The 22,182-nt window shown below is 45.1% G+C and carries 19 protein-coding genes; 10 read left to right on the top strand and 9 right to left on the bottom strand.

Annotated elements, in window-relative coordinates; genetic code table 11:
* Positions 1 to 162: 162 nt before the first annotated feature.
* A complete protein-coding gene (locus tag FGL37_RS09300; RefSeq protein WP_051607285.1) occupies positions 163 to 969 on the bottom strand; it encodes a helix-turn-helix transcriptional regulator in 807 nt (268 codons plus the stop codon).
* Between the two features lie 258 nt (positions 970 to 1,227).
* Here FGL37_RS09300 and FGL37_RS09295 point away from each other — a divergent pair, with 258 nt between their 5' ends.
* Together FGL37_RS09295 and FGL37_RS09290 are read left to right on the top strand one after the other, a co-directional pair.
* Complete coding sequence (locus FGL37_RS09295) at positions 1,228 to 2,277, top strand: HlyD family secretion protein (RefSeq protein ID WP_028071821.1); 1,050 nt, start codon at positions 1,228 to 1,230, stop codon at positions 2,275 to 2,277.
* 6 nt (positions 2,278 to 2,283) lie between these two features.
* Positions 2,284 to 3,861 carry an MFS transporter gene (locus tag FGL37_RS09290; RefSeq protein WP_028071820.1) on the top strand — a complete coding sequence of 526 codons (1,578 nt, stop codon included), beginning with the start codon at positions 2,284 to 2,286 and terminating at the stop codon, positions 3,859 to 3,861.
* A gap of 60 nt (positions 3,862 to 3,921) precedes the next feature.
* Here the strand turns inward: FGL37_RS09290 and gltX are convergent, their stop codons facing one another.
* Positions 3,922 to 5,442, bottom strand: a complete 1,521-nt coding sequence (gene gltX / locus FGL37_RS09285; RefSeq protein WP_028071819.1) for a glutamate--tRNA ligase — start codon at positions 5,440 to 5,442, stop codon at positions 3,922 to 3,924.
* Positions 5,443 to 5,561: 119 nt separating this feature from the next.
* Between gltX and FGL37_RS09280 the strand changes: the two genes are divergently transcribed.
* The 5 genes from FGL37_RS09280 (at position 5,562) to FGL37_RS09260 (ending at position 10,167) form a co-directional block, all read left to right on the top strand.
* Positions 5,562 to 6,791, top strand: coding sequence for a sensor histidine kinase (locus FGL37_RS09280; RefSeq protein WP_028071818.1), 1,230 nt, complete (start codon positions 5,562 to 5,564; stop codon positions 6,789 to 6,791).
* Positions 6,772 to 7,323 (top strand): DinB family protein, encoded by a 552-nt coding sequence (locus FGL37_RS09275; protein WP_028071817.1) that lies wholly within the window; start codon positions 6,772 to 6,774, stop codon positions 7,321 to 7,323. The genes FGL37_RS09280 and FGL37_RS09275 overlap by 20 nt, the downstream gene beginning before the upstream one ends.
* Positions 7,289 to 7,714 carry a hotdog fold thioesterase gene (locus FGL37_RS09270; RefSeq protein ID WP_037534292.1) on the top strand — a complete coding sequence of 142 codons (426 nt, stop codon included), beginning with the start codon at positions 7,289 to 7,291 and terminating at the stop codon, positions 7,712 to 7,714. Before FGL37_RS09275 ends, FGL37_RS09270 begins: the two co-directional genes overlap by 35 nt.
* Positions 7,715 to 7,992: 278 nt before the next feature.
* Entirely contained in the window at positions 7,993 to 9,285 is a 1,293-nt protein-coding gene (locus tag FGL37_RS09265; RefSeq protein ID WP_028071815.1) for a sugar MFS transporter, read from the top strand.
* A gap of 36 nt (positions 9,286 to 9,321) precedes the next feature.
* The gene (locus FGL37_RS09260) at positions 9,322 to 10,167 is read left to right on the top strand and encodes a DUF2911 domain-containing protein (protein ID WP_028071814.1); all 846 of its coding nucleotides are present in this window, start codon (positions 9,322 to 9,324) and stop codon (positions 10,165 to 10,167) included.
* 92 nt (positions 10,168 to 10,259) lie between these two features.
* On the opposite strand, the gene cdaA is transcribed toward FGL37_RS09260, so the two are convergent.
* The gene (gene cdaA / locus FGL37_RS09255) at positions 10,260 to 11,054 is read right to left on the bottom strand and encodes a diadenylate cyclase CdaA (protein WP_028071813.1); all 795 of its coding nucleotides are present in this window, start codon (positions 11,052 to 11,054) and stop codon (positions 10,260 to 10,262) included.
* A 60-nt stretch (positions 11,055 to 11,114) separates the two neighbouring features.
* Between cdaA and FGL37_RS09250 the strand changes: the two genes are divergently transcribed.
* Complete coding sequence (locus tag FGL37_RS09250) at positions 11,115 to 11,831, top strand: pyridoxine 5'-phosphate synthase (protein WP_028071812.1); 717 nt, start codon at positions 11,115 to 11,117, stop codon at positions 11,829 to 11,831.
* An 89-nt stretch (positions 11,832 to 11,920) separates the two neighbouring features.
* Here the strand turns inward: FGL37_RS09250 and lepB are convergent, their stop codons facing one another.
* The 5 genes from lepB to FGL37_RS09225 form a co-directional block, all read right to left on the bottom strand.
* Positions 11,921 to 13,489, bottom strand: coding sequence for a signal peptidase I (lepB, locus tag FGL37_RS09245; RefSeq protein ID WP_028071811.1), 1,569 nt, complete (start codon positions 13,487 to 13,489; stop codon positions 11,921 to 11,923).
* Between the two features lie 16 nt (positions 13,490 to 13,505).
* Positions 13,506 to 14,249: a 4-hydroxy-tetrahydrodipicolinate reductase gene (gene dapB, locus FGL37_RS09240; protein ID WP_028071810.1), complete on the bottom strand. Its 744-nt coding sequence runs from the start codon at positions 14,247 to 14,249 to the stop codon at positions 13,506 to 13,508.
* Positions 14,250 to 14,335: 86 nt separating this feature from the next.
* Positions 14,336 to 15,061, bottom strand: a complete 726-nt coding sequence (locus FGL37_RS09235) for a DUF5683 domain-containing protein (protein WP_037534290.1) — start codon at positions 15,059 to 15,061, stop codon at positions 14,336 to 14,338.
* A 1-nt stretch (position 15,062) separates the two neighbouring features.
* A complete protein-coding gene (locus FGL37_RS09230; protein ID WP_028071808.1) occupies positions 15,063 to 15,998 on the bottom strand; it encodes a ParB/RepB/Spo0J family partition protein in 936 nt (311 codons plus the stop codon).
* A gap of 1 nt (position 15,999) precedes the next feature.
* A complete protein-coding gene (locus tag FGL37_RS09225) occupies positions 16,000 to 16,797 on the bottom strand; it encodes a ParA family protein (protein WP_028071807.1) in 798 nt (265 codons plus the stop codon).
* A gap of 227 nt (positions 16,798 to 17,024) precedes the next feature.
* On the opposite strand from FGL37_RS09225, the gene FGL37_RS09220 reads away from it, so the two are divergent.
* Positions 17,025 to 17,546 carry an NADPH-dependent FMN reductase gene (locus tag FGL37_RS09220; protein ID WP_028071806.1) on the top strand — a complete coding sequence of 174 codons (522 nt, stop codon included), beginning with the start codon at positions 17,025 to 17,027 and terminating at the stop codon, positions 17,544 to 17,546.
* Between the two features lie 218 nt (positions 17,547 to 17,764).
* Here FGL37_RS09220 and FGL37_RS09215 read toward each other — a convergent pair whose 3' ends face one another.
* A complete protein-coding gene (locus FGL37_RS09215; protein ID WP_028071805.1) occupies positions 17,765 to 20,710 on the bottom strand; it encodes a M16 family metallopeptidase in 2,946 nt (981 codons plus the stop codon).
* Between the two features lie 230 nt (positions 20,711 to 20,940).
* Between FGL37_RS09215 and FGL37_RS09210 the strand changes: the two genes are divergently transcribed.
* The gene (locus FGL37_RS09210; RefSeq protein WP_051607284.1) at positions 20,941 to 22,137 is read left to right on the top strand and encodes an acyloxyacyl hydrolase; all 1,197 of its coding nucleotides are present in this window, start codon (positions 20,941 to 20,943) and stop codon (positions 22,135 to 22,137) included.
* Positions 22,138 to 22,182: the final 45 nt, after the last annotated feature.

The following is a 22,182-nucleotide window of genomic DNA, read 5'->3' as shown; positions in this document are numbered from 1 at the left end:
TTCAGATCAAAATGGTAACAGTCCATGACAAACTGTTTGCTGTTTATGCTAACAAAAAGGCCCAGACCTTCTGACAGAATACATGAGCTAAAAAATTCCCACCGTCATAAGATGACTGAAATGCCCATTTAAGGAAAGCGATGTCAACGTAACCCTCCAGGGTTATTTGTAAGCATTAATTTTTGACATATAGACCGAAGGTCGGATTCCAGTCACCCGTGTAAAGATATTGCTGAAAGACGAAAGTTCATTATAGCCTACCCGAAAAGCAATCTCAAAGATAGAATAACTATTCTCCGACATCAGTTCTAGCGCTTTCGAAATACGTATAGCTCTTAGAAAACGGATATAACTGATGCCCATGTCCTCTTTAAAAAGCCGTGATAACGAACGGCTGCTCATACCAAACCGCGCCGCTACCTGTTCTATTGTAAACGACTTGTCGATGTTCGCAGTCAGGTACCGGGCGATACTCCGGAGCTTTTCACTTTTAGGATAGGGATGCTGCATGGGAAAAGCATCTATCGGACTGCTCATTTCCGGAATAATGGCTTTCATCGCACGCAGCAAACAGTATTTCGCATAATCGTTCTGCGCATGAATGCCGCCTGTCCAGTCCCGGGCAAACAAAAACATCTCGTGCATCAGATCGTTACTCAGAAATATACCGGGCTTTGCTAAAACACTGGCTTCATGCGCATCCGTTTTGAAGTAGAAACTGTACAAATGGATATGCGAGCTGGAGCTTTCAAGATGGTACATCGTATCCGAAGGAATCCACATATAAAACCTTCCCGGAAGATACCAATGCTTTTCCGCGGTAAAAATATGGATGATCCCGCCTTCAGCATATAATAATCTCGCTTTCCGATGCCTGAATTCCCGCGAATCTATGCGATCCACATAGTTATGGTCCACATAAAAGTCATATTCGTCAGCATCAATAGCCGCAAGTTGTTCCCGATTCATTAATCTAAGATACATTTTTTTCAAAAATGGCGCAAATGAACAAATTTTGGTCCGACTATACAAAATGATATGGATGCACCTTACTGTATCTTTGTACGCGGCCTTCTCCATGCATCTTATACGCTTCACACCGTTATATCCCCCAGTTTCTTCGTCGTAGCGGACCAGTGCAGATTCATACCGACAATGGTCAACAGGGGATTTCGGTGTAATACTTGGAGCGTCAGAATACAGAGAGGTCTAAAATAGATTGATATCATGAGTAAAAAGGAAAAAATAGAAAAGGCAGCTGGGTTCAATAAACTTCTCGTTGTATTTGCCATTGCCCTGCTTTTGGTTGGTATAGGCATACTCATTAACCATCTGATGTTTACCAGCCGGCACGTAACGACCAATGACGCGCAGGTCGATCAATATGTAACGCCGGTCGCCAGCAGAATCCCCGGATTTGTGAAAGAGGTACGGTTCGAGGAAAACCAATATGTCCATCGTGGGGACACGCTGGTCATCCTCGATGCAGGCGAGTACCAGACCAAGGTAGCCATGGCCAGCGCCGAATTGCGCAATAGCCAGCAGAACGCCGAAGTCATCGCCAAAAATGTACATGTTACCGCCAATAACATTTCAGTGCAAAAGGCGAAGCTAGAAGCTGCAAAGGTCAGCGTGTGGCAGACCGAACAAGATTATAACCGCTATAAAAGCCTACTTGAAGCGGATGCTGCCACCAGGCAGCAATATGATCATGCGAAAGCTGCATACGATATGGCGTTGGCCCAGCTCCACACCAGTCAGGAGGAATACAACGCTGCTTTATTAAGTACCAGTAAGGACAAGGCTAGTCAGCTGCCTGCCAAGGCCAATATCGATCTGAAAAAGGCTGCCCGAGACAATGCGGCCCTATTCCTCTCCTATACCGTAGTCACCGCACCTTATGATGGATTTGTCGGCAAAAGATCTATCCAGCCGGGACAGTTTGTGAAAGAAGGGCAGACCTTGGTCAATGTCGTCAGTGAAGAGAAATGGATCAACGCCAACTTCAGGGAGACACAGATCGAAGATCTGATGGAAGGGACTGAAGTGATCATCCAGGTGGACGCATTTCCAAAAATGCATTTTAAGGGAAAGATCCACTCGTTTTCCCCTGCCTCGGGTTCCAGATTTTCAGTCATTCCACAGGACAACGCAACGGGTAATTTCGTCAAGATCGAACAGCGTATCCCGATCAAAATCGTCTTCTTACCACAGCAGAATATATCAAAACTGCGTGCAGGCATGAACGTGGTTGTGCACGCCGTTCATCAATCCTAATGAATCATGAGCGCAGACAAATCATTATATTATGGCTGGGTACCTGAGTGGATAAAATTGCCGCTGATGATCCTGGCGATGTTTCCACATCTTATGCTACTGACGTTATTCCACTCCAATACTGCTTTTACAGCTTCGGCCTTAGGCATTGAGCTGGAAGACATCCAATACTTTCTTTCGTTGATGTATGGCGCTGTGGTGGTAGCGCTGTTGACTTTCCAGCGGTTATTTTCTTATTTCAGAGTGCGGACATATATTCTGTTGAGCTGTTCGATCTCTATCCTTATCTTATTGGGTATTTCATTAACGAGAGATCCTTTCGTCATTGGTGTGCTCCGTGTTGCCGAAGGTATTTTCTGCGTGCTCGAGGGAGCTTGCTTCCTACCCCTGGCAATGATGCAGATCAAACATCCTAAAAGCCGGACTATCGCCTACTTTTTCTTATATACCTTCATGCTGACAGGCGGGACCATAACAACCTCCCTGCTTAAAGAGAGCATTATGGACTATGGTTGGGAGGATATGATCCGGGTAGTTTTTTACTGGCATCTGATTGTCATCGCCATTGCAGTTGTTTTCCTGAACAACAATCGATTAAGCAGAAAATTCCCCCTTTATCAGATCGATCTCGCAAGCTGTCTTTTCCTCTTACTATCGCTCAGCTGTGGTGCATATGTGCTGATTTATGGGCGCAAATATTATTGGTTTGCGCATGGTAGTATTATCGTCAACTCGTCCCTGTTCCTTATTTTTGGTGCCCTATTTGTTCTCAAACAATCTCTGGTTAAACGCCCGCTGTTCCACTTTGATGTGTTACGGTACAGAAATATCTTGTATGGTACCCTGCTCTTCGCCCTTTTTTATATCATTCGTAGCGGCCTCAATAATGTGTATACGGTGATGGCCTCCGTCTGGAAATGGCCGTGGCATTACGTCGTTGATATTCAATATATCAATGTCGCCGGCACGATCATAGGGGTCGGCAGTTCGGGCCTGCTGTTGCTAAAAGACGTTAGCCCAAAATATATTTTTGGACCGGGTTTCCTGCTGCTGACAGCTTCCTGTTTTCTGTTTGTTCCCGCATGCTATCCCGACACCACAATGACGACCGTAGGCCTTCCCCTATTCATCCAAGGGGTAGGACAAGGTTGGCTTTTTACGCCCCTTGTCATCTATATTTTGACAGGTGTCGCTTCACATCACGTCGGCAATGCAGGACTGATGGGCACAACTGTGCGGTTTTGGAGCACAAATATGGGTTTCGCACTGATTCAAAACCTCAGTTATACCTTCAATCAAAAACATTTCGTGCAGCTCGAACAGACGCTGAACAGCAGCAACCCGATCATCGGATCCTATTGGGAAACGCTGGTGCTCAACTATAGCGGTACTTATGGTGACAACCTTGCCAGGCTTCTGGCCACGAAAAAACTGGGCGCTACCGTAAGCCAGCAAGCTTCTTTGCTCAGCAATATGGAGATATTTACTTATCTGGGCATATTAGGGGCAGCGGTTACCTGTACGATTTTTCTGCTTGGCCCTGTTAAAACACTTTTCATGCGGCTGCGGCTGCCCTATTTATAAAAGAAGGCTGTTGCATTTCAGTTTGCAACAGCCTTCCGATAAGATATATGATGAGGTAGCTTAAGCTCCAAATTCAACAAGTGCTTTTCGGATGCGGGCCACCACTTCCTGCTGCCCCAATAACTCGACGATCTGGAATACATCAGGACCAAATTTACCGCCCACCAGCATAATCCGGAACGGCATCATTAATTCGCCAATTTTCATACCCGAAGCCTGAATGGCATCTTTGAAGAAAGCTTCCAGAGCAGGTGCTTCCCAATTGCCAAAATTTTCAAATGACGGAATGATATTTTCAAAAAATGCTGTTTTCTCCGCAGACCATTTTGGCTTCACGGCATTCAGATCATATTCAGCTGGCTGCACGAAAAAGAAAGAAGCCTGTGCCCAAAAATCTTCCACAAAGGTCAGACGCTCCTTAATGGCATCCAGCACACGTCCAATATAGCCTTCTTCGGCGTCAACCTGATGATGGGCCAACACCTCTTTGACCTGCGGCAGCAGGCTTTCGCCTGAAGAACGCTTGATCCATTCGTGATTAAACCATTTTGCCTTTTCAAAATCAAACTTCGCCCCAGCCTTGCTGATACGGTCTACACTGAATTTCTGTATCAGCTCGTCGAGCGAGAACAGCTCCTGTTCTGTACCATCGTTCCAGCCCAGCACCCCCAACATATTGACAAATGCCGCGGCCATGAACCCCATTTCACGAAATCCTTTGGTGGTGTCCCCAGATTTAGGATCCGTCCAGTTCATGGCATAGACCGGGAATCCCAGACGGTCGCCGTCACGCTTACTCAATTTCCCATTTCCATCCGGTTTGAGGATCAATGGCAAATGAGCCCATGCAGGCATGCTGTCTCCCCAGCCCAGGTACTCCCATAATAATATATGGATCGGAGCCGAGGGCAACCATTCTTCACCACGGAAGACATGAGATATCTCCATAGCCTTGTCATCCACCACGACCGCCAGATGGTAGGTGGGCATGCCGTCTGCTTTGAGCAGTACCTTATCGTCAACCAGATTGGTATCAAAAGCCACTTTCCCACGGATCATATCGGTAAACGTGACCGTCTCATCTGTAGGAACCTTTATCCGAATTGTATACGGCGCACCGGACTCCAATAATTGTTGAGTTTCAGTTTCACTAAGGCTCAAAGAATTGCGCAGTTGCAGCCTGTTTTCGTGGCTGTAGCGGAAGTTAGGCTGCAGCTTCCGCTGCTCCTCCAGTTCCGCAGCTGTATCAAAGGCGTAGTAAGCATAGCCCCCAGCAACGAGTTGTTCGGCATATTGACGATAAGCTGGTTTCCTTTCGCTCTGCCGATAAGGACCATATTTCCCGCCCTTTGAAGGGCTTTCATCCGGTGTCAGGCCACACCAAGCCAGACATTCGTTGATATACTCTTCCGCTCCGGGCACAAAACGAGTCTGATCCGTATCCTCGACACGTAAAATAAAATCTCCCTGATGCTGACGCGCATAGAGAAAATTAAATAACGCTGTACGTACGCCTCCAAGGTGCAGACCACCCGTGGGACTAGGTGCAAAACGCACTCTTACTTTTCTTTCTGAACTCATGCCGCAAAATTACCACAAAAATTTTGATTTGGACATCAGCACCCCTCCCAAGCTGAAATAAAAGTGCAGAAAACAGACATTTATTCAGTAATTTGCGGTAAAGAGACGAATAGCACATCATGAAACCTTATCAGATAAGCCAACAACGCTGGAAGTTTATCCTGCTGATATTTGCAGCAGTTATCGCCGTTGCTTCATTGGTCTATACCAATTATCTCGTTCGCAATCTCGCCCATGCCGAACGTTCCAAAGCACAGGTCTGGGCCATGAGTACGAAAAACATCATGACCATGCCCGATGTCGATGATGAGTTTATCACGTTTATCTATGCAGTTCGCGACAGTCTGAACTTACCTGCAATTATCACTGATGACAAGGAAGAAATTATTTTTTGGAGAAACCTGGACTCCACAAAGACGAATATCAAGCCGATGCACAATGATTCTGTTACAAAACACCTGGACTACGACCCCGAATATTTTCAGAAGCAGCTTGCCTTCATGAAGAAAAGCCATGCGCCCATCACACTGGAGTTGGAGAATGGACAAAAGTGGCATGTATATTATAAAGATTCCTGGTTTTTGCAGCAGCTGCGCGTATTCCCTTATGTCCAATTATCGCTTATCGCACTGTTCTTAATTATTGCTTATACCGTGTTCAACTCGATCCGTAAATCTGAGCAGAACCTGGTCTGGGTGGGTTTGACAAAAGAAGCCGCGCACCAGCTGGGCACTCCTATATCGTCGCTTATGGGATGGTTAGAGCTCATTCGTATCAAATTTGACGCGGAGGAAGACGATACCCTTAATGAGATGGAAAACGATATCAAGAGGCTCGAAATCGTGGCCGACCGCTTCTCCAAGATCGGATCGACACCCGTATTGACCAACCACAATCTGTATGAGGTCATCGAAAATTATGTGGATTATTTCAGGGTACGCACAAGCAATAAAATCACGTTTGAGTTAACCGGAGATAAACATGTCGAGGCAAAACTCAATGTCCCATTGTTCGACTGGATCATCGAAAATTTATTGAAAAACGGAGTAAATGCCATTGGCACAGAAGGAAAGATAACTGTTAATATTTCAGAAAATATTGCGAAAGAAGAAATTTTTATAGACATTAGTGATACGGGTAAAGGAATTCCGCGCTCAGATTTTGACTCGATATTCCAGCCCGGATTTACAACGCGAAAGAGAGGCTGGGGACTGGGCCTTAGCTTGACCAAACGGATGGTCCGGTATCATCAGGGTCAAATCTTTGTGAAAGAATCTGAAATAGGTAAAGGAACAACATTTCGAATAATCTTAAAAAGTAACTTAAAATATGAAGCCACTCAAATCTGACGAATATCCAGCAGTCTACGCGCCGTACATAGAGACTGTAGTCGATGACAACGTATTGGATGCATTGGAAGAACAGATACTTTCCTTTCCTGCATTTTTAGACTCCATTCCAGAGGAAAGAGGTAACTTCAAATACGCGGAAGACAAATGGACTATCAAAGAAGTCGTCGGCCATGTGATCGACAACGAACGCATCATGGCCTACCGTGCCTTACGTTTTTCACGCAACGACCTGAAAGAGCTGACAGGCTATGACCAGGATTATCTAATACAGTATTCCCGCTACAACGAGCGGACGTTAGAAAGCCTGAGCAAAGAATTCACCTATCTACGTAAAGCCAATATGATGCTATTCAACAGCTTTAATGAGGCGGAACTGGAGCGCAAAGGCATGGCCTCCGAACGTCTGGTCAGCGTCAAAGCACTATTGTATGTGATTGCAGGTCACCTCAACCACCATCGTATTATCATTCAGGAACGCTACTTAAACTCTGACGATGTCAAAAATCTGGTTTCAGCACTACAACATTGACGAAATAAACGTTTTTTTTAACAAGTACCTGTCAGGCTTGCTGGAAATTCAGGCGACCCAGATTGACGACAACAGCATTACCGCCACCATGCCAGTGACCGACAAGGTGAAACAGCCCCATGGAATACTGCATGGCGGTGCCTCCGTTGTCCTCGCCGAGTCTTTGGGCAGTATTGCCTCCAACTTGGTGGTAGACCCCGAAAAATATCGAGGCGTGGGCCTGGAAGTGAATGCCAACCATCTGAGGCCGGTCAGTAGCGGCGTAATCACCGCCATATGCAGCCCGATCCATATCGGCCGCTCAACGCATGTCTGGGAAATCAAAATGTACGACCGCTTCAATAAGCTGAATTGTATCTCACGACTTACAGTGGCCATTGTACCAAAATAAGGTGCTGTACGCTAACTCGATTTACTTCCGGATAAATATTCGAAAATCGACAAGATTGCTACCCAAAGAAGAATATTTTTTATAATTTATTCTTCTTTTTTTTGCCAAATAATTAGCAAAATACCCCTTTTTTTATTTCCGATATTCAAGAAAATTAAGTAGTCTTGTAGGATGGATAACTAAAAATTCAGTAAAAATAGCGTGCAATCGTTTGCTTAACGACTCTTTGTACTGATTCTGGTCCGAGAACGATAACTTAACTAAATATAATTAAAAAAATGACCACTAATCCTAATTCGGGTAGAACAGCAATAGTCCCTATGCTCATTTGCTGTGCACTATTTTTTATTTTGGGCTACATTACATGGGCCAACGGAGCGTTGATTCCTTTCGTACGGCTGGCATTTAATCTGGAAACAGATACCCAGGCCTTTCTGATTCTTTTTGCTTCTTATATTGCCTATTTTTTTCTAGCCTTACCCAGTTCATGGATTTTGAGCAAAATTGGATTTAAAAACGGGCTTGTCGCCAGTTTGGTCCTAATTATCATCGGTGCCCTTATCATCCTTCCGGCAGCGTCAAACTTAAGCTACCAGCTTTTCCTGATTGCTATATTCGTCCAAGCCTCAGGTATGGCTTTATTACAGACAGCTATTAATCCCTATTTAAGTATCATTGGCCCGATAGAAAGTGCTGCCCAGCGGATTTCCATTGTGGGCATCTTTAACAAAACGGCGGGCATGATCGTTCCCGTGGTCCTGGGCAGTATCTTGTTAAAGGATTACGACACGATATCCAGCAAAATCAAAGAACTTAAGGTTGGTGCCGAACACGATGCGTTATTAGCAGAACTATCCGAACGGCTACACGGTCCATATATCGGCGTTGCAGTAGGTGTAGCGATTCTGGCCATCATCGTATTTGCTGTCAAAATGCCTGATGTGGATGTCAACAAGGAAGAAGAAGAGTCTGATGAAGCAGCTGTTGCAGGCACCAGGAAGACAAGCATCTTCCAATTTCCACACCTCTTTCTCGGATTTCTTGCTATTTTCTTTTGCGTGGCCGTGGAGGTCATGGCAGGCGATATTATCGGCACCTACGGCCGGTTGCTTTCCTTACCGCCGTTTTTTGTGAAATACGGAACAACATTTACCCTTGTCTGCATGCTCGTCGGTTATTTTATCGGGATTATTACGATCCCACGCTTTGTCTCCCAGCAGACGGCGCTGCGCATCTGTACATTGGTCGGAATTGCATTCACAGCAATTTCAGCTTTCTCCACAGGCTTGACTTCCTACATTTTTGTCGCGCTTCTGGGTGTGGCAAACGCCCTGATGTGGCCTGCGATCTTCCCGCTCGGTATCAAGGGACTGGGCCGTTTTACGAAAGTGGGTTCGGGTGTCATGATTATGGGTATCGCCGGTGGAGCGATCTGGCCCTTGATCTATGGATACCTTAAAGATACCCTACATGTAGATTTTCAGCATGCCTTCCTCTTTGCTATGGTGCCAGCTTATTTATATATTTTATTCTTTGCTGTTAAAGGTCATCAAGTCGGAAAAAACGGATAAAAGATCACAAATATTGACAAACAAACATGTAAACAGATGAAAAAAAGTTTTTTTACCATTGCTACAGCTGCCGTTCTGCTGCTCACCGCAAACGCAGCCTCTGCGCAGCTGAAGCTACCTGCTGCTAGCAGCGCCCAGACAGTCACACAGGGACTGGGAATCGAAAATGTGACCCTCAGCTATAGCAGGCCGAGCATGAATGGCCGTAAAATTTTTGGCGAGCTTGTCCCATATAACGAGGTATGGCGCACGGGTGCTAATACCAATACTACACTGACATTTGAAGGGGATGTCAGCTTAAACGGCCATAAACTCGCAGCAGGTACCTACGCCTTGTTTACCATTCCCAATAAATCAGAATGGACAGTGATCATCAGCAAAAACACCAAACAATGGGGAGCTTATACCTATAATCAGGCTGAAGATGCCCTTCGTTTTAACGTTAAACCACAAACGCTGAATACAGCTGTGGAGACATTCACGATCTCCTTTGACAATGTAACACCCACCAGTGCCGTACTCAGCCTTGCCTGGGAAAAAACAGCCATAAAAGTCGATCTGAAAGTGGAGCAGCAGGCGAAGATTCTGGCGTCCATCGACGAGGCCATGAAGGGCGAGAAAAAACCGTATTTTGCCGCCGCTCAATACTATTTCAATAACAACCTCGATCTGAATAAAGCACTAGTTTGGTTTGACGAAGCTGCTAAAGCACAGCCGAAAGCTGCTCACGTGCTGTACTGGAAAGCAAAAGCGCAATTGAAAGCAGGCGATAAAAAAGGCGCAATCGAAACCGCCACCAAAGGGGTAGAAGTAGCGACCGAGGGTAAAAATAGCGAATACATCAAGCTAAATACTCAAGTCCTTAATGCAGCAAAAAAATAGGACAAAACAAAAAACAGGTGGAAAATGCTAGTAAAAGCGTGTTCTAACCGACAATAATAGAAAGAAATGGGTACTTTATAGGTGCCCATTTTTTATAATTCGTCTTTTAGCAATTGTTCCAATTCTTCGGGCGACACGTTCATATTCACGTTGCCATCCTTTGCAAATGAGATCTCCCCGGTTTCTTCAGAGACAATCACCGCAACAGCATCCGAGATTTCCGTAACACCTATTGCCGCACGGTGCCGCAATCCAAACTGCAAGGGCAGGTCTTCGCTATCCGACAACGGCAACACGCAGGAAGCTGTCATGATCTTAAAATCCACGATGACCACCGCCCCATCATGCAGTGGACTATTTTTATGAAAAATACTCTCAATCAGGCGCTTTGAGATCTGTGCATCGATATATTCACCACTACTCTGGTAATATTCCTCATCAAAGTATTTGGAGAAAACCAGCAGTGCTCCGGTCCGGGTTCGTGACATGCTTCTGCAAGCCTCGATGACAGGCCGAAGATCTTCCGTTAAATCTTTTTGAATGGCTTTCTTATTGCCCAAAAAAGACCAAAAAACCTTCTTTCGTTTCATGGAAATATTTTTGCCGACATGGAGTAAAAACCGTCTGATTTCCTGCTGGAAGACAACAATTAGTGCAATAGATCCGACAGAAATAAATCCGCCGAATATCTCGGTCAGCAAACGCATATGCATTTGTTTCACGACAATATAGACGCCGTAAAACAGGGCGACCCCAATCAGGATATTCACAGCAATCGTGCCCCGGATCAAACTATAGATATAGTAGATAATGATCGCTACTAATATGATATCAATAACGTCCAATAAGCGAAAGCCACTAAACAAGCTGTAATCGATTCCATCCATATATGCAAGTTAAAAAAAAATAGATATTATTTGTATTTTTACATCATAACATAAAGAAAAATGACCAGACTTTCCGTAAATATCAATAAAATCGCAACGCTCAGAAATTCAAGGGGGGGCAACAACCCGAATCTGCTTGCTGCAGCTCTGGCCTGCGAACGTTTTGGTGCCCAGGGTATCACCGTACACCCCAGACCTGACGAGAGACATATTCGCTATCAGGATGTATTTGACCTAAAGGCCGAGATCCAGACCGAGCTGAATATCGAAGGGAACTGCCAGGAACAGAAGTTTGTTGATCTTGTACTGGCCAACAAGCCCGCTCAGGTGACACTCGTTCCCGATACTCTGGGACAGCTGACCTCCAATCATGGCTGGGATACGATTAAGCACAAAGACTATCTAAGCGATATGTGCAAATTGTTTAAGGACGCAGGTATACGGGTGTCCATCTTTGTTGATCCTGTGGAAGAAATGGTGGAGGCTGCAGCCGCAACAGGTACCGACCGGGTCGAACTATATACAGAGGGTTACGCCAGTGAATATGGTTTTGACAAGGAAGCGGCAATCAAACCTTATTTTAAAGCAGCATTAAAGGCCCGCGAAGTTGGCCTGGGCCTCAATGCGGGGCATGACCTTGACCTCAATAATCTACAGTATTTTAATCAGCATATCCCCGAGCTACTGGAAGTGAGCATCGGGCATGCACTGATTTCAGATGCCCTGTATTTGGGATTGGAAGAAACCATCAAGCGCTATCTGGCCTGTTTGAAGTAAACCTGGTGGCATAACAATCATTATAACGGCAAAGGGCTTTCTGAATGAAAGCCCTTTGCCGTTAATACCTATGCGAAATAAGGTGTGCTTTAATGAATTCCTTTAAAAATACGGTTCCAGCGGATTTTGGATAATCCTGTACCGATATCATCCCAGCTCATCCAGGTGAAAAGTGCCTTACCGACAATATGGTCTTCAGGAACAAAACCCCAGCCTCTGGAATCCAGCGAGTTGTGACGGTTGTCCCCCATCATCCAGAAGTAGTCCATTTTGAAGGTATAGTGATCGGCTTTGACATCATTGACGTAGATACCATCCGCGCGCTTTTCCAGCTTATTGTTTTCGTAAACACGGATTGCGCGCTCGTAAATTGGCAGCGTCTGCGCATTGAGGGCCACTGTCCATCCCTTTTTCGGAATTAGAATCGGACCAAAATTGTCAAAATCCCATTTATATTGAGGATCATATGGATAAGCCCCTTCTCCAGCAGTATTCCTTCTGATTTCTTTTACATTCGACCAGGACTTTACCAGCTCCAGTTCGTCTTTGGTCATAAACAGCTGGTAGACGCCGGGCTGCTGATCGGAGGCTCCACCTTCAATACGCAGCTCGCGCAGACGGTCCATATTCAATGGACTGCCATCTGTCAGCACAATGTAGTCCAGCTGACTTTCAGGTGGATCGAAGCCGGGCTGGTCATTCACAAACAGTTTGGCATCCTTCATAAAGATCTTATCTCCCGGCAAGCCTACACAACGCTTAATATAATTCTCCCGCTTATCGATGGGTCTAGCTTGGATAGTAAACTGTGCATTGACCGTTTGCCATCCGTAAGCTCTTACCAGATCATAATAGCTGGCATTCTGGTTTTCCAGAGCGACAGTGTCGCCTGCTGGAAAGTTAAAAACGACAACATCATTGCGTTTAATTTTCTGAAACCCGGGTAAACGCTTGTAAGGCAATTCAATCAGCTCAGAATAAGCTTTCCCCCCTGTCACCGGCATGGTGTGGTGTGCAAACGGAAAGGCTATGGGCGTATTGGGTACGCGAGGGCCATAATTTAACTTACTAACGAACAGGAAATCACCGATTAATAAAGTGCGTTCCATAGATCCCGTCGGGATCATATAAGCTTCGATCAAAAACCCCCGGATCAGTGAGGCAGCAACTGTGGCAAATACGATTGCATCCGCCCATTCCCGCACCATCGATTTCTTATATGGATATTTAATTTTGTATTCCTTATAGGATTCCTGTTCAATTTCATCCCGTTTCTCTTCCGTCAGTTCCACGCCCTCCTGGGCAGCAGCTTTTAAGTTTTTAGCATATAAGCCATTCAAAAAACGCACATTATTATCCTTTGCCCACATTGGCAGCACGATAAACGGAACAAGGACCGCTGCCGCGTTTTCCCAAAACCGGCGTTTGCCGAAACAGTGGATGAAGTCTAGGTAAAGATTATAGAAAATAAACACATTCACAATGGGAACCAGCAATAAGATCACCCACCATGTCGGTCTATTTGTCAATTTGGCCTGTATATATTGACTATAAAAAGGTACGATTGCTTCCCAGCCTTTTCTGCCAGCCTTAACAAACAATTGCCAGAGTCCATAACCTGATATTGCCGTTAAAACCGCAAAGATAATTAACCACATATTCTACTAATTAGTACTATTTATTAAAATCAAAAATTTCCGTTACTTGATAGAAACCCTTCTTGCCATTTAGCCATTCGGCAGCCACCACAGCTCCCAGCGCAAAGCCGTCACGGCTATGTGCGGTATGTTTGAATTCGATCTGATCCACCTCAGAACTGTAGAGTACAGTATGCGTCCCCGGCACCTCTTCGATACGGTGGCTTTCGATGAGCAGCTCGTCCGGTTTTGGAATAATTTCGTCCTGTTCACCGACAACAGTATTTACCCATTTGCTTTTCACGTCACTGTTGTCAAGGATTCCCTCAGCAATTGTGATGGCCGTCCCACTCGGAGCGTCCAGCTTATGGATATGATGAATTTCTTCTACCTGAACATCGTATTGCTTGTAAGGTTGCAAAGCTTTGGCTAATATCCTATTGACATGGAAAAACACATTCACGCCGATCGAGAAATTCGAACCATATAATATTGTTCCATTTTTTTCTGCGCATTTGTTCTTGACCTGTTCCAGCTGATCGTACCAGCCTGTCGTCCCCACAACAATAGGCACGCCGGCTTCCAGACAAAGATCCATATTATCCAGAGCAGCTGCCGGAATGCTAAAGTCTATCGCGACATCGGCTCCTTTGATATCATCAATTGTCAGACCGGGACGATTATTTTCATCCACAATTAAAAAAATCTGGTGGCCTCTTTTAAGTGCATATCTTTCGATAATCTGCCCCATTTTGCCATATCCCAAGAGAACGATGTTCATATATTTAGAAAATAAAGTATAGTATAATTTTAAAATTAAAAAATTCCCACGAAAAACAGCTACAAAAGTAGTGATAACGAAGACTTTTAATTGAATTTCATGGATAATTTCAATCCTACTGTGGGTTTAAAGCTATACGTGCCGGACGCAAGCCCAGCATCCATCAAGGTAGGACCGATCGAAAGGGCTGTTTTTTTGGGTTTATCTTCGCCGATATTCCAACGGTATTTTAACATGGAGTCAATATATGCTTCGGCGACATTCAGGCCATATACCCCCAGCGTCAGTAGCACCATCAGGTCCCGGTTGCGCCGTGCATTATCTTTGGCCCGAATGATGGACTGGTCCGGAACACCGTTATAATACGGGTCTTCCACTGCCCGGCCATCCGCCCTGGCCTGCAGTACCCCCAGCAGTTCCTTGTAATAGCGGTTATTGAAGTCAAAAACAAGCACGGTAGACAATAGCCCGCCGTAAATCGCCGGTACTTTGATCCACCAGACTCCGCCGTTGGTATATTGCCCCCATCCCGGTAGGATGAGCGAGCGCTTCCATGCCTGCCGGTTTTTAGCTTCGATTGCCAAACGTGTAGAATCTTTGAAGACCGTCTTTTCCTTTGCTTTTGCCTCTTCTTTTTCTCTTCGCTTTCGCTCCTTTCGGGATTCCTTTTTCACCGTGTCCTGTAGGGATTTCGCCTTTAAACTGTCTGATTTAACGGTTGTCACCTGCTTCTTGGAGATTGAATCCACAGTCTGGCCGTTGACAAGCAAAACGGCAAATAAGGCCAGGAACAAACTTACTAACTTGGCCATACTACCAATCTAACAGTTCAAGGATACGGCTTAAATCATCTTCGGACTCAAAAGGAATCTCGATGGCACCTTTACCTTTCGCGCTTTTCAGATTGAGCTTGACACGTGAAGAAAATTTAGAGGCCAGGTCATCTTCAATCTTTTGGAGTTGAAAAGACATTGCCGGCTTCTCTTTCCCTGTCTTTTTCTTTCCACCTTTCTGGAGTTCACGGACAAGCTCTTCTGCTTTCCTAACCGACAATCCCTGATCGATGATCAGTTTGAATATATAAAGCTGTTTATCAACCTCTGGTATATTGATCAGCGCACGGGCATGTCCCATGGTTAGGGCCCCGTCGCGTATTGCAGCCTGAATCACCGGTGGTAGCTTGAGCAGACGCAGATAGTTTGTTACTGTCGAGCGATTTTTGCTGACACGCTCTCCGAGCTCCTCCTGCTTCAGATTACATTCCTCGATCATACGCTGAAAACTCAAAGCGACCTCTATCGCATTCAGGTTTTCACGCTGGATATTTTCAATCAACGCCATCTCCAGCATCTGCTGATCATTGGCGGTACGGATATAAGCTGGAATTTCCGTAAGACCAGCCAGTCTCGACGCACGTAGACGTCGCTCACCCGAAATCAACTGGTAGTTTCCATCTGAAATTTTCCGGACGGTGATCGGCTGGATCAAGCCCTGCAGCTGAATGGATTCCGATAGCTCCTGCAGCGCTACTGGATCAAATTCTGTACGGGGCTGAAAGGGATTCACCGATATTTCTTCCACACGGACATGACTAATACTGCCCGTTTCTTTCGTTTTGTTTATGGGAGAAGAGGTCACAAGCGGCGCTTCCTCAACCTGTTGATTACTTTTAGCCGGAATATCTACGCTATCATTTAATAGAGCACCTAAACCTTTTCCCAGACCTGTTTTACGCTGATGTGCTGCCATATTATGCGGTTACTGTTGTATTCATTTCATTAAGATGTCCGTTCTTCTGCAATATCTCACGTGCCAGATTCAAATAATTGATCGCTCCTTTACAGGATGCGTCATGCATAATGACGGAAATACCGAAGCTTGGCGCTTCACTTAAACGGGTATTACGTTGAATGATGGTATCAAAAACTAAATCAGTAAAATGCGTTTTCACTTCTTCGACCACCTGGTTGGAAAGTCTTAAACGAACATCATACATGGTTAACAATATTCCTTCGATTTCCAAACTGGTATTCAAACGGTTCTGGACAATTTTTATGGTGTTCAATAACTTACCCAAGCCCTCCAATGCAAAATATTCACATTGCACCGGGATGATGACAGAATCCGAAGCCGACAAAGCGTTGATTGTAATTAAGCCCAAGGAGGGAGAACAGTCGATGATAATAAAATCATAATCTTGTTTGACCTGATCCAGAATCTTTTTCATTTTATACTCCCTCTCGTGCATATTGATCATTTCAATCTCAGCACCTACCAGATCAATGTGGGCAGGCAAAAGGTCCAAATTCGGGGTTTCGGTCTGCTGGATAGCTTCCCTCGGGTCCAGGTCGTTTACCAGACACTCGTATACACTTGCTGTAATTGTACGAGGGTCAAAACCGATCCCAGAAGTCGAGTTGGCCTGCGGATCCGCATCCACCAGCAGTGTTTTATATTCTAAAACCGCTAAACTTGCCGCCAGATTGATTGACGTTGTGGTCTTTCCGACTCCTCCTTTTTGGTTTGCGATTGCGATTATTTTTCCCATCTTGAATGAAAACCTTTCTTAATTAAAATGTCTCTGTGCACTACATTTCACTTTTGCGAAGATTAATCTGCCAAAATATTCACGCTCATGACGAAAGAGCAGAACAAATGCAGCATATTTCGTACTTTTGAAGGATCAAAAGCACATATCCTCAGGATGCTAAGATACAAAAAATCAAGATATGTATCCACTTCGAAATAGTGCTTTTTATAAGTATCAACAGCACAATGATTTTAATAATATCCGGAACAAACCGTCCAAATAGTAAAACGTTTAAAATAGCAAAATGCTACCAGCAACTGCTTAATCGTAAGTCCATTGAGAACGAAATTCTCTCTTTATCGGATCTTCCGCCCAATATATTGGAAACAGATCTATACGGGAGGCGAAGTACTGCATTTGAACCTATACAGCAGAAGGTCAGCGATGCTGAAATGTTTATTTTTATTGCGCCCGAATACAATGGGAGCATCCCCGGCGCACTCAAGCTCTTTATCGACTGCTGTACTTTCCCCATCAGCTTTTATCACAAAAAAGTTGCATTGGTCGGATTATCTTCAGGGCGATATGGCAACATCAGGGGAATAGATCATCTGACAGGCATATGCCATTACCTCAGAATGCATGTCCTCCCGCTTAAAATATTTCTCCCACATGTTCAGAACGAACTGGATGACAAGGGGGAACTATTCAAAGAAGACACCTTGCAGTTCATCAACGAACAGATTGAAGAAATCGCAAGATTTTGACAAAAGCACGTATTTCTTTTCGTTGCACCTTTGGACGTGCTTCGCCCCATGTTCGTACCTTGTTCGCAAACCTTATACTATTGCCCTACTCTTTGCCCACTCCTTCCCTACTGTTAATGTAGAGAAAGAGTGGGCGGAATGTGGACAATCAGTGAACAAAAGCCGAACGAGATACGAATGGCTTACGAACAGGAGCCGGATAAGGGACAAAAAGAAGATTAATAACCGAACAACTCCTTTAAATCCACTTTTTTGACCTCACCCAACTTGGCAAGATCTTCCTGCTTGAGGTTCTCTTCCTTCGCCACGATACAATACACGTAGGGTTTGTTGCTCATCTCGTTCTTATGGAAGGCATTCAGATCTGCATAAGACAGTTTAGGAGCCTGCTCATAGACTACTTTACGAATGTCCGTCGTATTTCCCAATCTTTGGGCTGCCAGATAACTGTGAAGAATAGCGGCATTCAGCACCCGTTCGCTGGCAATGGATTTCTGCAAACTGACTTTGGCAATATCCAGCCCTTTTGCACTTTCGGGAAGCACGTTCAACAGCTCGTTCATGCCTTTGATTGCTTCGTTAAATTTGTCCGCCTGCGTACCCACGTACGCTCCCACGGTATAGTGGTTTTGTTTTTTGTACGGCTGTCCATAAAACGCGTACGTCGAGTATGCCAAGGCTTTCGATTCGCGGATTGTCTGGAATACGATACTTCCCATACCGCCTCCAAAGTAATTATTGAATAGGGCAACCGTAGGTGTCAAGGCGTTATCGTAAGCAGCAGATGTCCTATACCAAAATACCTCAGCCTGCTTCATATCAAAGTCCGCAAAGAGCACCTGATTTTTAGCTGTAGGCAGTTCCTTAAACACAAGCCCCTTTGCCGGTTCGACGTAATTTCCACCCCCCTGTTTTAAAGGCTTGGCCTTGGCCACAAATTCGCTGGCAGACAAAGGTCCAAAGTAAAGCAAGCTGTGTTTCATGTTGGCCAGATCATGGAGGGTAGCAACAAGGTCCTCAGCTTTCAGTGCATCCAGTTCTGCATCCGTAAACACATTGTTAAATGGATTTTTAGGTCCATATTTGGCATACGATTTAAGCCCTTCCATGATGGCACCCTTATTTTCTTTGGCATTTGCTCTTGCTTTCTTAAGGCGAGCGATATACATTTTGAAGGCCTGTTGATCCGCCACACAATTGCGCAACAGATCCTGTATCAGGTCCTGTGTCGCCCCAAAGTTTGTATTCAGCCCTGAGATCGAAACCACCGTTTCTTCATTTCCTGCTGATACGGAGAAGTCCGATGCCAATTGGTAGAAATCTTTGCTAAACTGTTCACTGGACTTGTCTTTAGTTCCCAGAAATTCCAGATATCCTGCAGCCAGTGAAAGCAATTTATTGTTCCATTTGCCCACGTCAAAACGGTAAGACAAGGAGAACAGTTCGTTGTCCGCATTCTTCACTGCCAGTACAGGCAAACCATGTGCGGTGGCTTTTTGCACATCCTTTTGGTAATCGACCCATACGGGCTGAATTTTATCCTCCGGCATGGCTTCTACCTGTTTTAAGAAATCGGACTGATCGTCACGGTTGACCGTCACAGGCGTAATCTCCGGCTTAACGACTTTGACGACATTGGTATCTACACCCTTACGCTTATAGACCACCACGTAATTATTATCGTTCAGGTACTTGTTGGCAAAGTCTACCACATCCTGTTTGGTGATTTTATTCAGTTCGTCCGAGTAGCCAACTACCGATGCCCAGTCCTGACCAGAGGTGAACGCATCCATCAATGCTTCCGCCCGGTCACCGTAATTTTCATTTTGCTTAATTTCGTCTTTTTTTGCATTGTTGACAATCGCGGCAATCAAATCATCTGAGAACTCACCTTTGCGCAACTTTGCCAGTTCCCCTAACAGCAGCTGCTGCACCTCTTCCAAACGCTGTCCCTGTCCGGGATTCCCTTGTAAGATGAGCAAAGAATAGTCCTTAAGCACATACGGGAAAGCACCTGCCCCCAGCAATTTTTGGTTCTTTACCAGATCCAGATCGATCAGACCAGCGGACCCGTTGGTCAGTATCTGGCTCATCAAGTTCAGCATCCGCGCATCTTTCGTCGCAGCACCAGGAAAACGGAATCCCATAAACATGAATTCGGCATCGGGTCCTTTGACTTCCCTAACGACGGGCTTCAAGATTGGCTCTTCAGGCTCAAAGGTATAGGGGGGAATCTCCTTCGGCTTCATGAAAGCGAAACTTTGATCCACCTTGCGCACCACCTCCGTCGGATCAAAATCACCTGACATGATGACGCCCATATTATTCGGCACGTAATACGTGTTGAAATACTCACGGATCGCTTTTAGCGAAGGATTTTTCAGATGTTCCACCGTACCGATGGTCGTCTGCTTACCGTAATTATTATTGGGAAACGCCGCCTCAAACATCGCTTCCACTGCTTTACGGCCATCTTTGTCCAAACTAATATTTTTTTCCTCATAAACAGCTTCCAGTTCGGTGTGGAACAGGCGCAGCACAGGATTTCTGAACCGCTCAGCCTGCACAGCAAGATATTTGTCCATCACATTGCTGGGAATCTGCTCCTGATAGACAGTCTGCTCAAAGGAGGTAAAGGCATTGGTTCCTTCAGCCCCCATAGAGGCCATCAGCTTGTCATACTCATTGGCGATCGCATATTTTGCCGCCTCGCCCGACACCCTATCAATCTCCTTATATATGGCTTTTCGCTGAGTCTCGTCTGTCGTACTATTGTACTTTTCGTAAAGTGCATCGATCTGATCCAACAAAGGTTTTTCCTTTGCCCAATCTTTAGAGCCGAATTTATCAGTCCCCTTAAACAGCATATGCTCGAGATAGTGTGCCAGACCAGTGTGATCTTTCGGATCGGTCTTGCTGCCTGCTTTTGTCGCAATGTAAGTTTGGATGCGAGGTTCTTTCTTGGTCGGACTCAAGATGACGGTTAGACCATTTTTCAGCTTGTAAAATCTGGAATGGGTCGGATCGTTGGTAACATACCTGTAGCTGTATCCACCCTCCGAGGCTTCTTTCCATTCGAATTTGGCTGTTTGGGCAAACAAGGTAACCCCTGCTGTTGTTAAAGCGAATGTAACAGCAGTCATTCTAAATAGGCTTTTAATCATATTTCCTTTTTCTTTTCAACTCAAACTTAGATAAATTGCTCTTCATATGCAAGATACTTAACAACCTATAAAAAACAATTGCCCAAGATCCGTGTTAAGGAAATACTTTTGATAGCTGAAATGCGACAATTTGTCAAACAAGGGCGGCAAGTGGTCAATCGATATTGTTACAATGGTCAATCATTCTTATTTTTGCAACAATTTTTTTAAAAAACGCTAACGTTTATTTCATGAGATCAAGCATACTTGTTTTTGTGGTCTTCGCGCTTCTTTCCTATCGTACGTCTGCGCAGGTCACTCCCAGAATAGAAAACCCCAAGGATTCGCTCAGCAGCCGTACTCCCGCAAAAACAAGGTTGATTTTTCAAGTGGAACATGAGAGTGGTGGTGAGCTCAAATTCAATGAGCGCACCAAACAGACCCTGGCAGATTCTTACTACAGTGGGCTCAACTTCCGCGTCGGTTTCCAGTCTCAGTTTCAGGACTCCATCAAAAGCATCTACAATGAGATATATAACTATCCGATCTACGGAGTGGGGCTATACAGCAGCACCTTCGGTCAAGAGCATCTGGGCCGTCCGTTTGCGTTTTACGGCTTCGTGGCCATCCCCATTAAACCGAAAGTAAACAGCAGGTGGAACTTCAATTATCGCATCGCACTGGGCCTTTCCGGTCGGTTTAACCCATATAATGAAGAAGAAAATCCTTTTAATCTCATCATCGGAAGTAAGAACAACGTGTTTATCGACCTTGGGCTACAGGCCAACTATCGATTAAGCCGCAAGTTTCAGGTAGGTGCGGGCGTAGCGTTCCATCACTTTAGCAACGGCGCATTAGCGCTACCAAACACAGGAATCAACTTGCTGCCTTTAAGCCTCTCCGTCTCCTACATTCCCACAAACAAACCCTTTGACTTTAGAAAAAGTAACGTTCCAAAAATGGAAGAAACTGAGGAATTGCATTTCAATTATGCTTTTGGTTTCAAACAGATCGACCGGGAGCATGACGGGCAATATTTCAAATCAACTTTGGGCGCCTATTACAGTAAGCATTTAGGCTATAAATGGCGTTTGGGTGCAGGTCTCGATGCTTTCTATTCTGCCAGCGGCAATGATGAGAAAATCGCGGGCGATAAGGCGGGCAAGTTCTCTTCACTCTTTTCCTATGGACCAGCCTTTTATATTGACCATGTGCTAAACTCCAGACTATACCTTAACGGAAATGTCGGCGTATATCTCCACAGAAACAAGTTCAACGGCGAGAGCACACCGGTGTACCTGAGAGCCGGCGTCCGTTACAAAGTATACAAAGATTTTTTCGCCGGAGTATCTATCAAAGCCCATGGCGGCAAAGCAGACTTTATCGAATGGACGACCGGTTATGGATTTAAGTTAGGTAAAAAACGGGGTGCTCCCAGAGGCAACTAAATAACAACAGCTATACCCCTATCTGATTTCGGACGGAAGAGGGAT

This window comes from Sphingobacterium thalpophilum (assembly GCF_901482695.1).
Classification (GTDB): Bacteria; Bacteroidota; Bacteroidia; order Sphingobacteriales; family Sphingobacteriaceae; genus Sphingobacterium; species Sphingobacterium thalpophilum.
Note: the sequence above shows the minus strand (reverse complement) of the source record. Positions and strands in the feature narration are given on the sequence as shown.

Coding starts and splice junctions, on each gene's coding strand:
- FGL37_RS09215 (WP_028071805.1), bottom strand. CDS start 20,710: ATGATTAAAAGCCTATTTAGAATGACTGCTGTTACATTCGCTTTAACA.
- FGL37_RS09230 (WP_028071808.1), bottom strand. CDS start 15,998: ATGGCAGCACATCAGCGTAAAACAGGTCTGGGAAAAGGTTTAGGTGCT.
- FGL37_RS09250 (WP_028071812.1), top strand. CDS start 11,115: ATGACCAGACTTTCCGTAAATATCAATAAAATCGCAACGCTCAGAAAT.
- FGL37_RS09290 (WP_028071820.1), top strand. CDS start 2,284: ATGAGCGCAGACAAATCATTATATTATGGCTGGGTACCTGAGTGGATA.
- FGL37_RS09225 (WP_028071807.1), bottom strand. CDS start 16,797: ATGGGAAAAATAATCGCAATCGCAAACCAAAAAGGAGGAGTCGGAAAG.
- cdaA (WP_028071813.1), bottom strand. CDS start 11,054: ATGGATGGAATCGATTACAGCTTGTTTAGTGGCTTTCGCTTATTGGAC.
- lepB (WP_028071811.1), bottom strand. CDS start 13,489: ATGTGGTTAATTATCTTTGCGGTTTTAACGGCAATATCAGGTTATGGA.
- FGL37_RS09280 (WP_028071818.1), top strand. CDS start 5,562: ATGAAACCTTATCAGATAAGCCAACAACGCTGGAAGTTTATCCTGCTG.
- FGL37_RS09220 (WP_028071806.1), top strand. CDS start 17,025: ATGATTTTAATAATATCCGGAACAAACCGTCCAAATAGTAAAACGTTT.
- FGL37_RS09295 (WP_028071821.1), top strand. CDS start 1,228: ATGAGTAAAAAGGAAAAAATAGAAAAGGCAGCTGGGTTCAATAAACTT.
- FGL37_RS09265 (WP_028071815.1), top strand. CDS start 7,993: ATGACCACTAATCCTAATTCGGGTAGAACAGCAATAGTCCCTATGCTC.
- FGL37_RS09260 (WP_028071814.1), top strand. CDS start 9,322: ATGAAAAAAAGTTTTTTTACCATTGCTACAGCTGCCGTTCTGCTGCTC.
- gltX (WP_028071819.1), bottom strand. CDS start 5,442: ATGAGTTCAGAAAGAAAAGTAAGAGTGCGTTTTGCACCTAGTCCCACG.
- FGL37_RS09275 (WP_028071817.1), top strand. CDS start 6,772: ATGAAGCCACTCAAATCTGACGAATATCCAGCAGTCTACGCGCCGTAC.
- FGL37_RS09270 (WP_037534292.1), top strand. CDS start 7,289: ATGTCAAAAATCTGGTTTCAGCACTACAACATTGACGAAATAAACGTT.
- FGL37_RS09235 (WP_037534290.1), bottom strand. CDS start 15,061: ATGGCCAAGTTAGTAAGTTTGTTCCTGGCCTTATTTGCCGTTTTGCTT.
- dapB (WP_028071810.1), bottom strand. CDS start 14,249: ATGAACATCGTTCTCTTGGGATATGGCAAAATGGGGCAGATTATCGAA.
- FGL37_RS09300 (WP_051607285.1), bottom strand. CDS start 969: ATGAATCGGGAACAACTTGCGGCTATTGATGCTGACGAATATGACTTT.
- FGL37_RS09210 (WP_051607284.1), top strand. CDS start 20,941: ATGAGATCAAGCATACTTGTTTTTGTGGTCTTCGCGCTTCTTTCCTAT.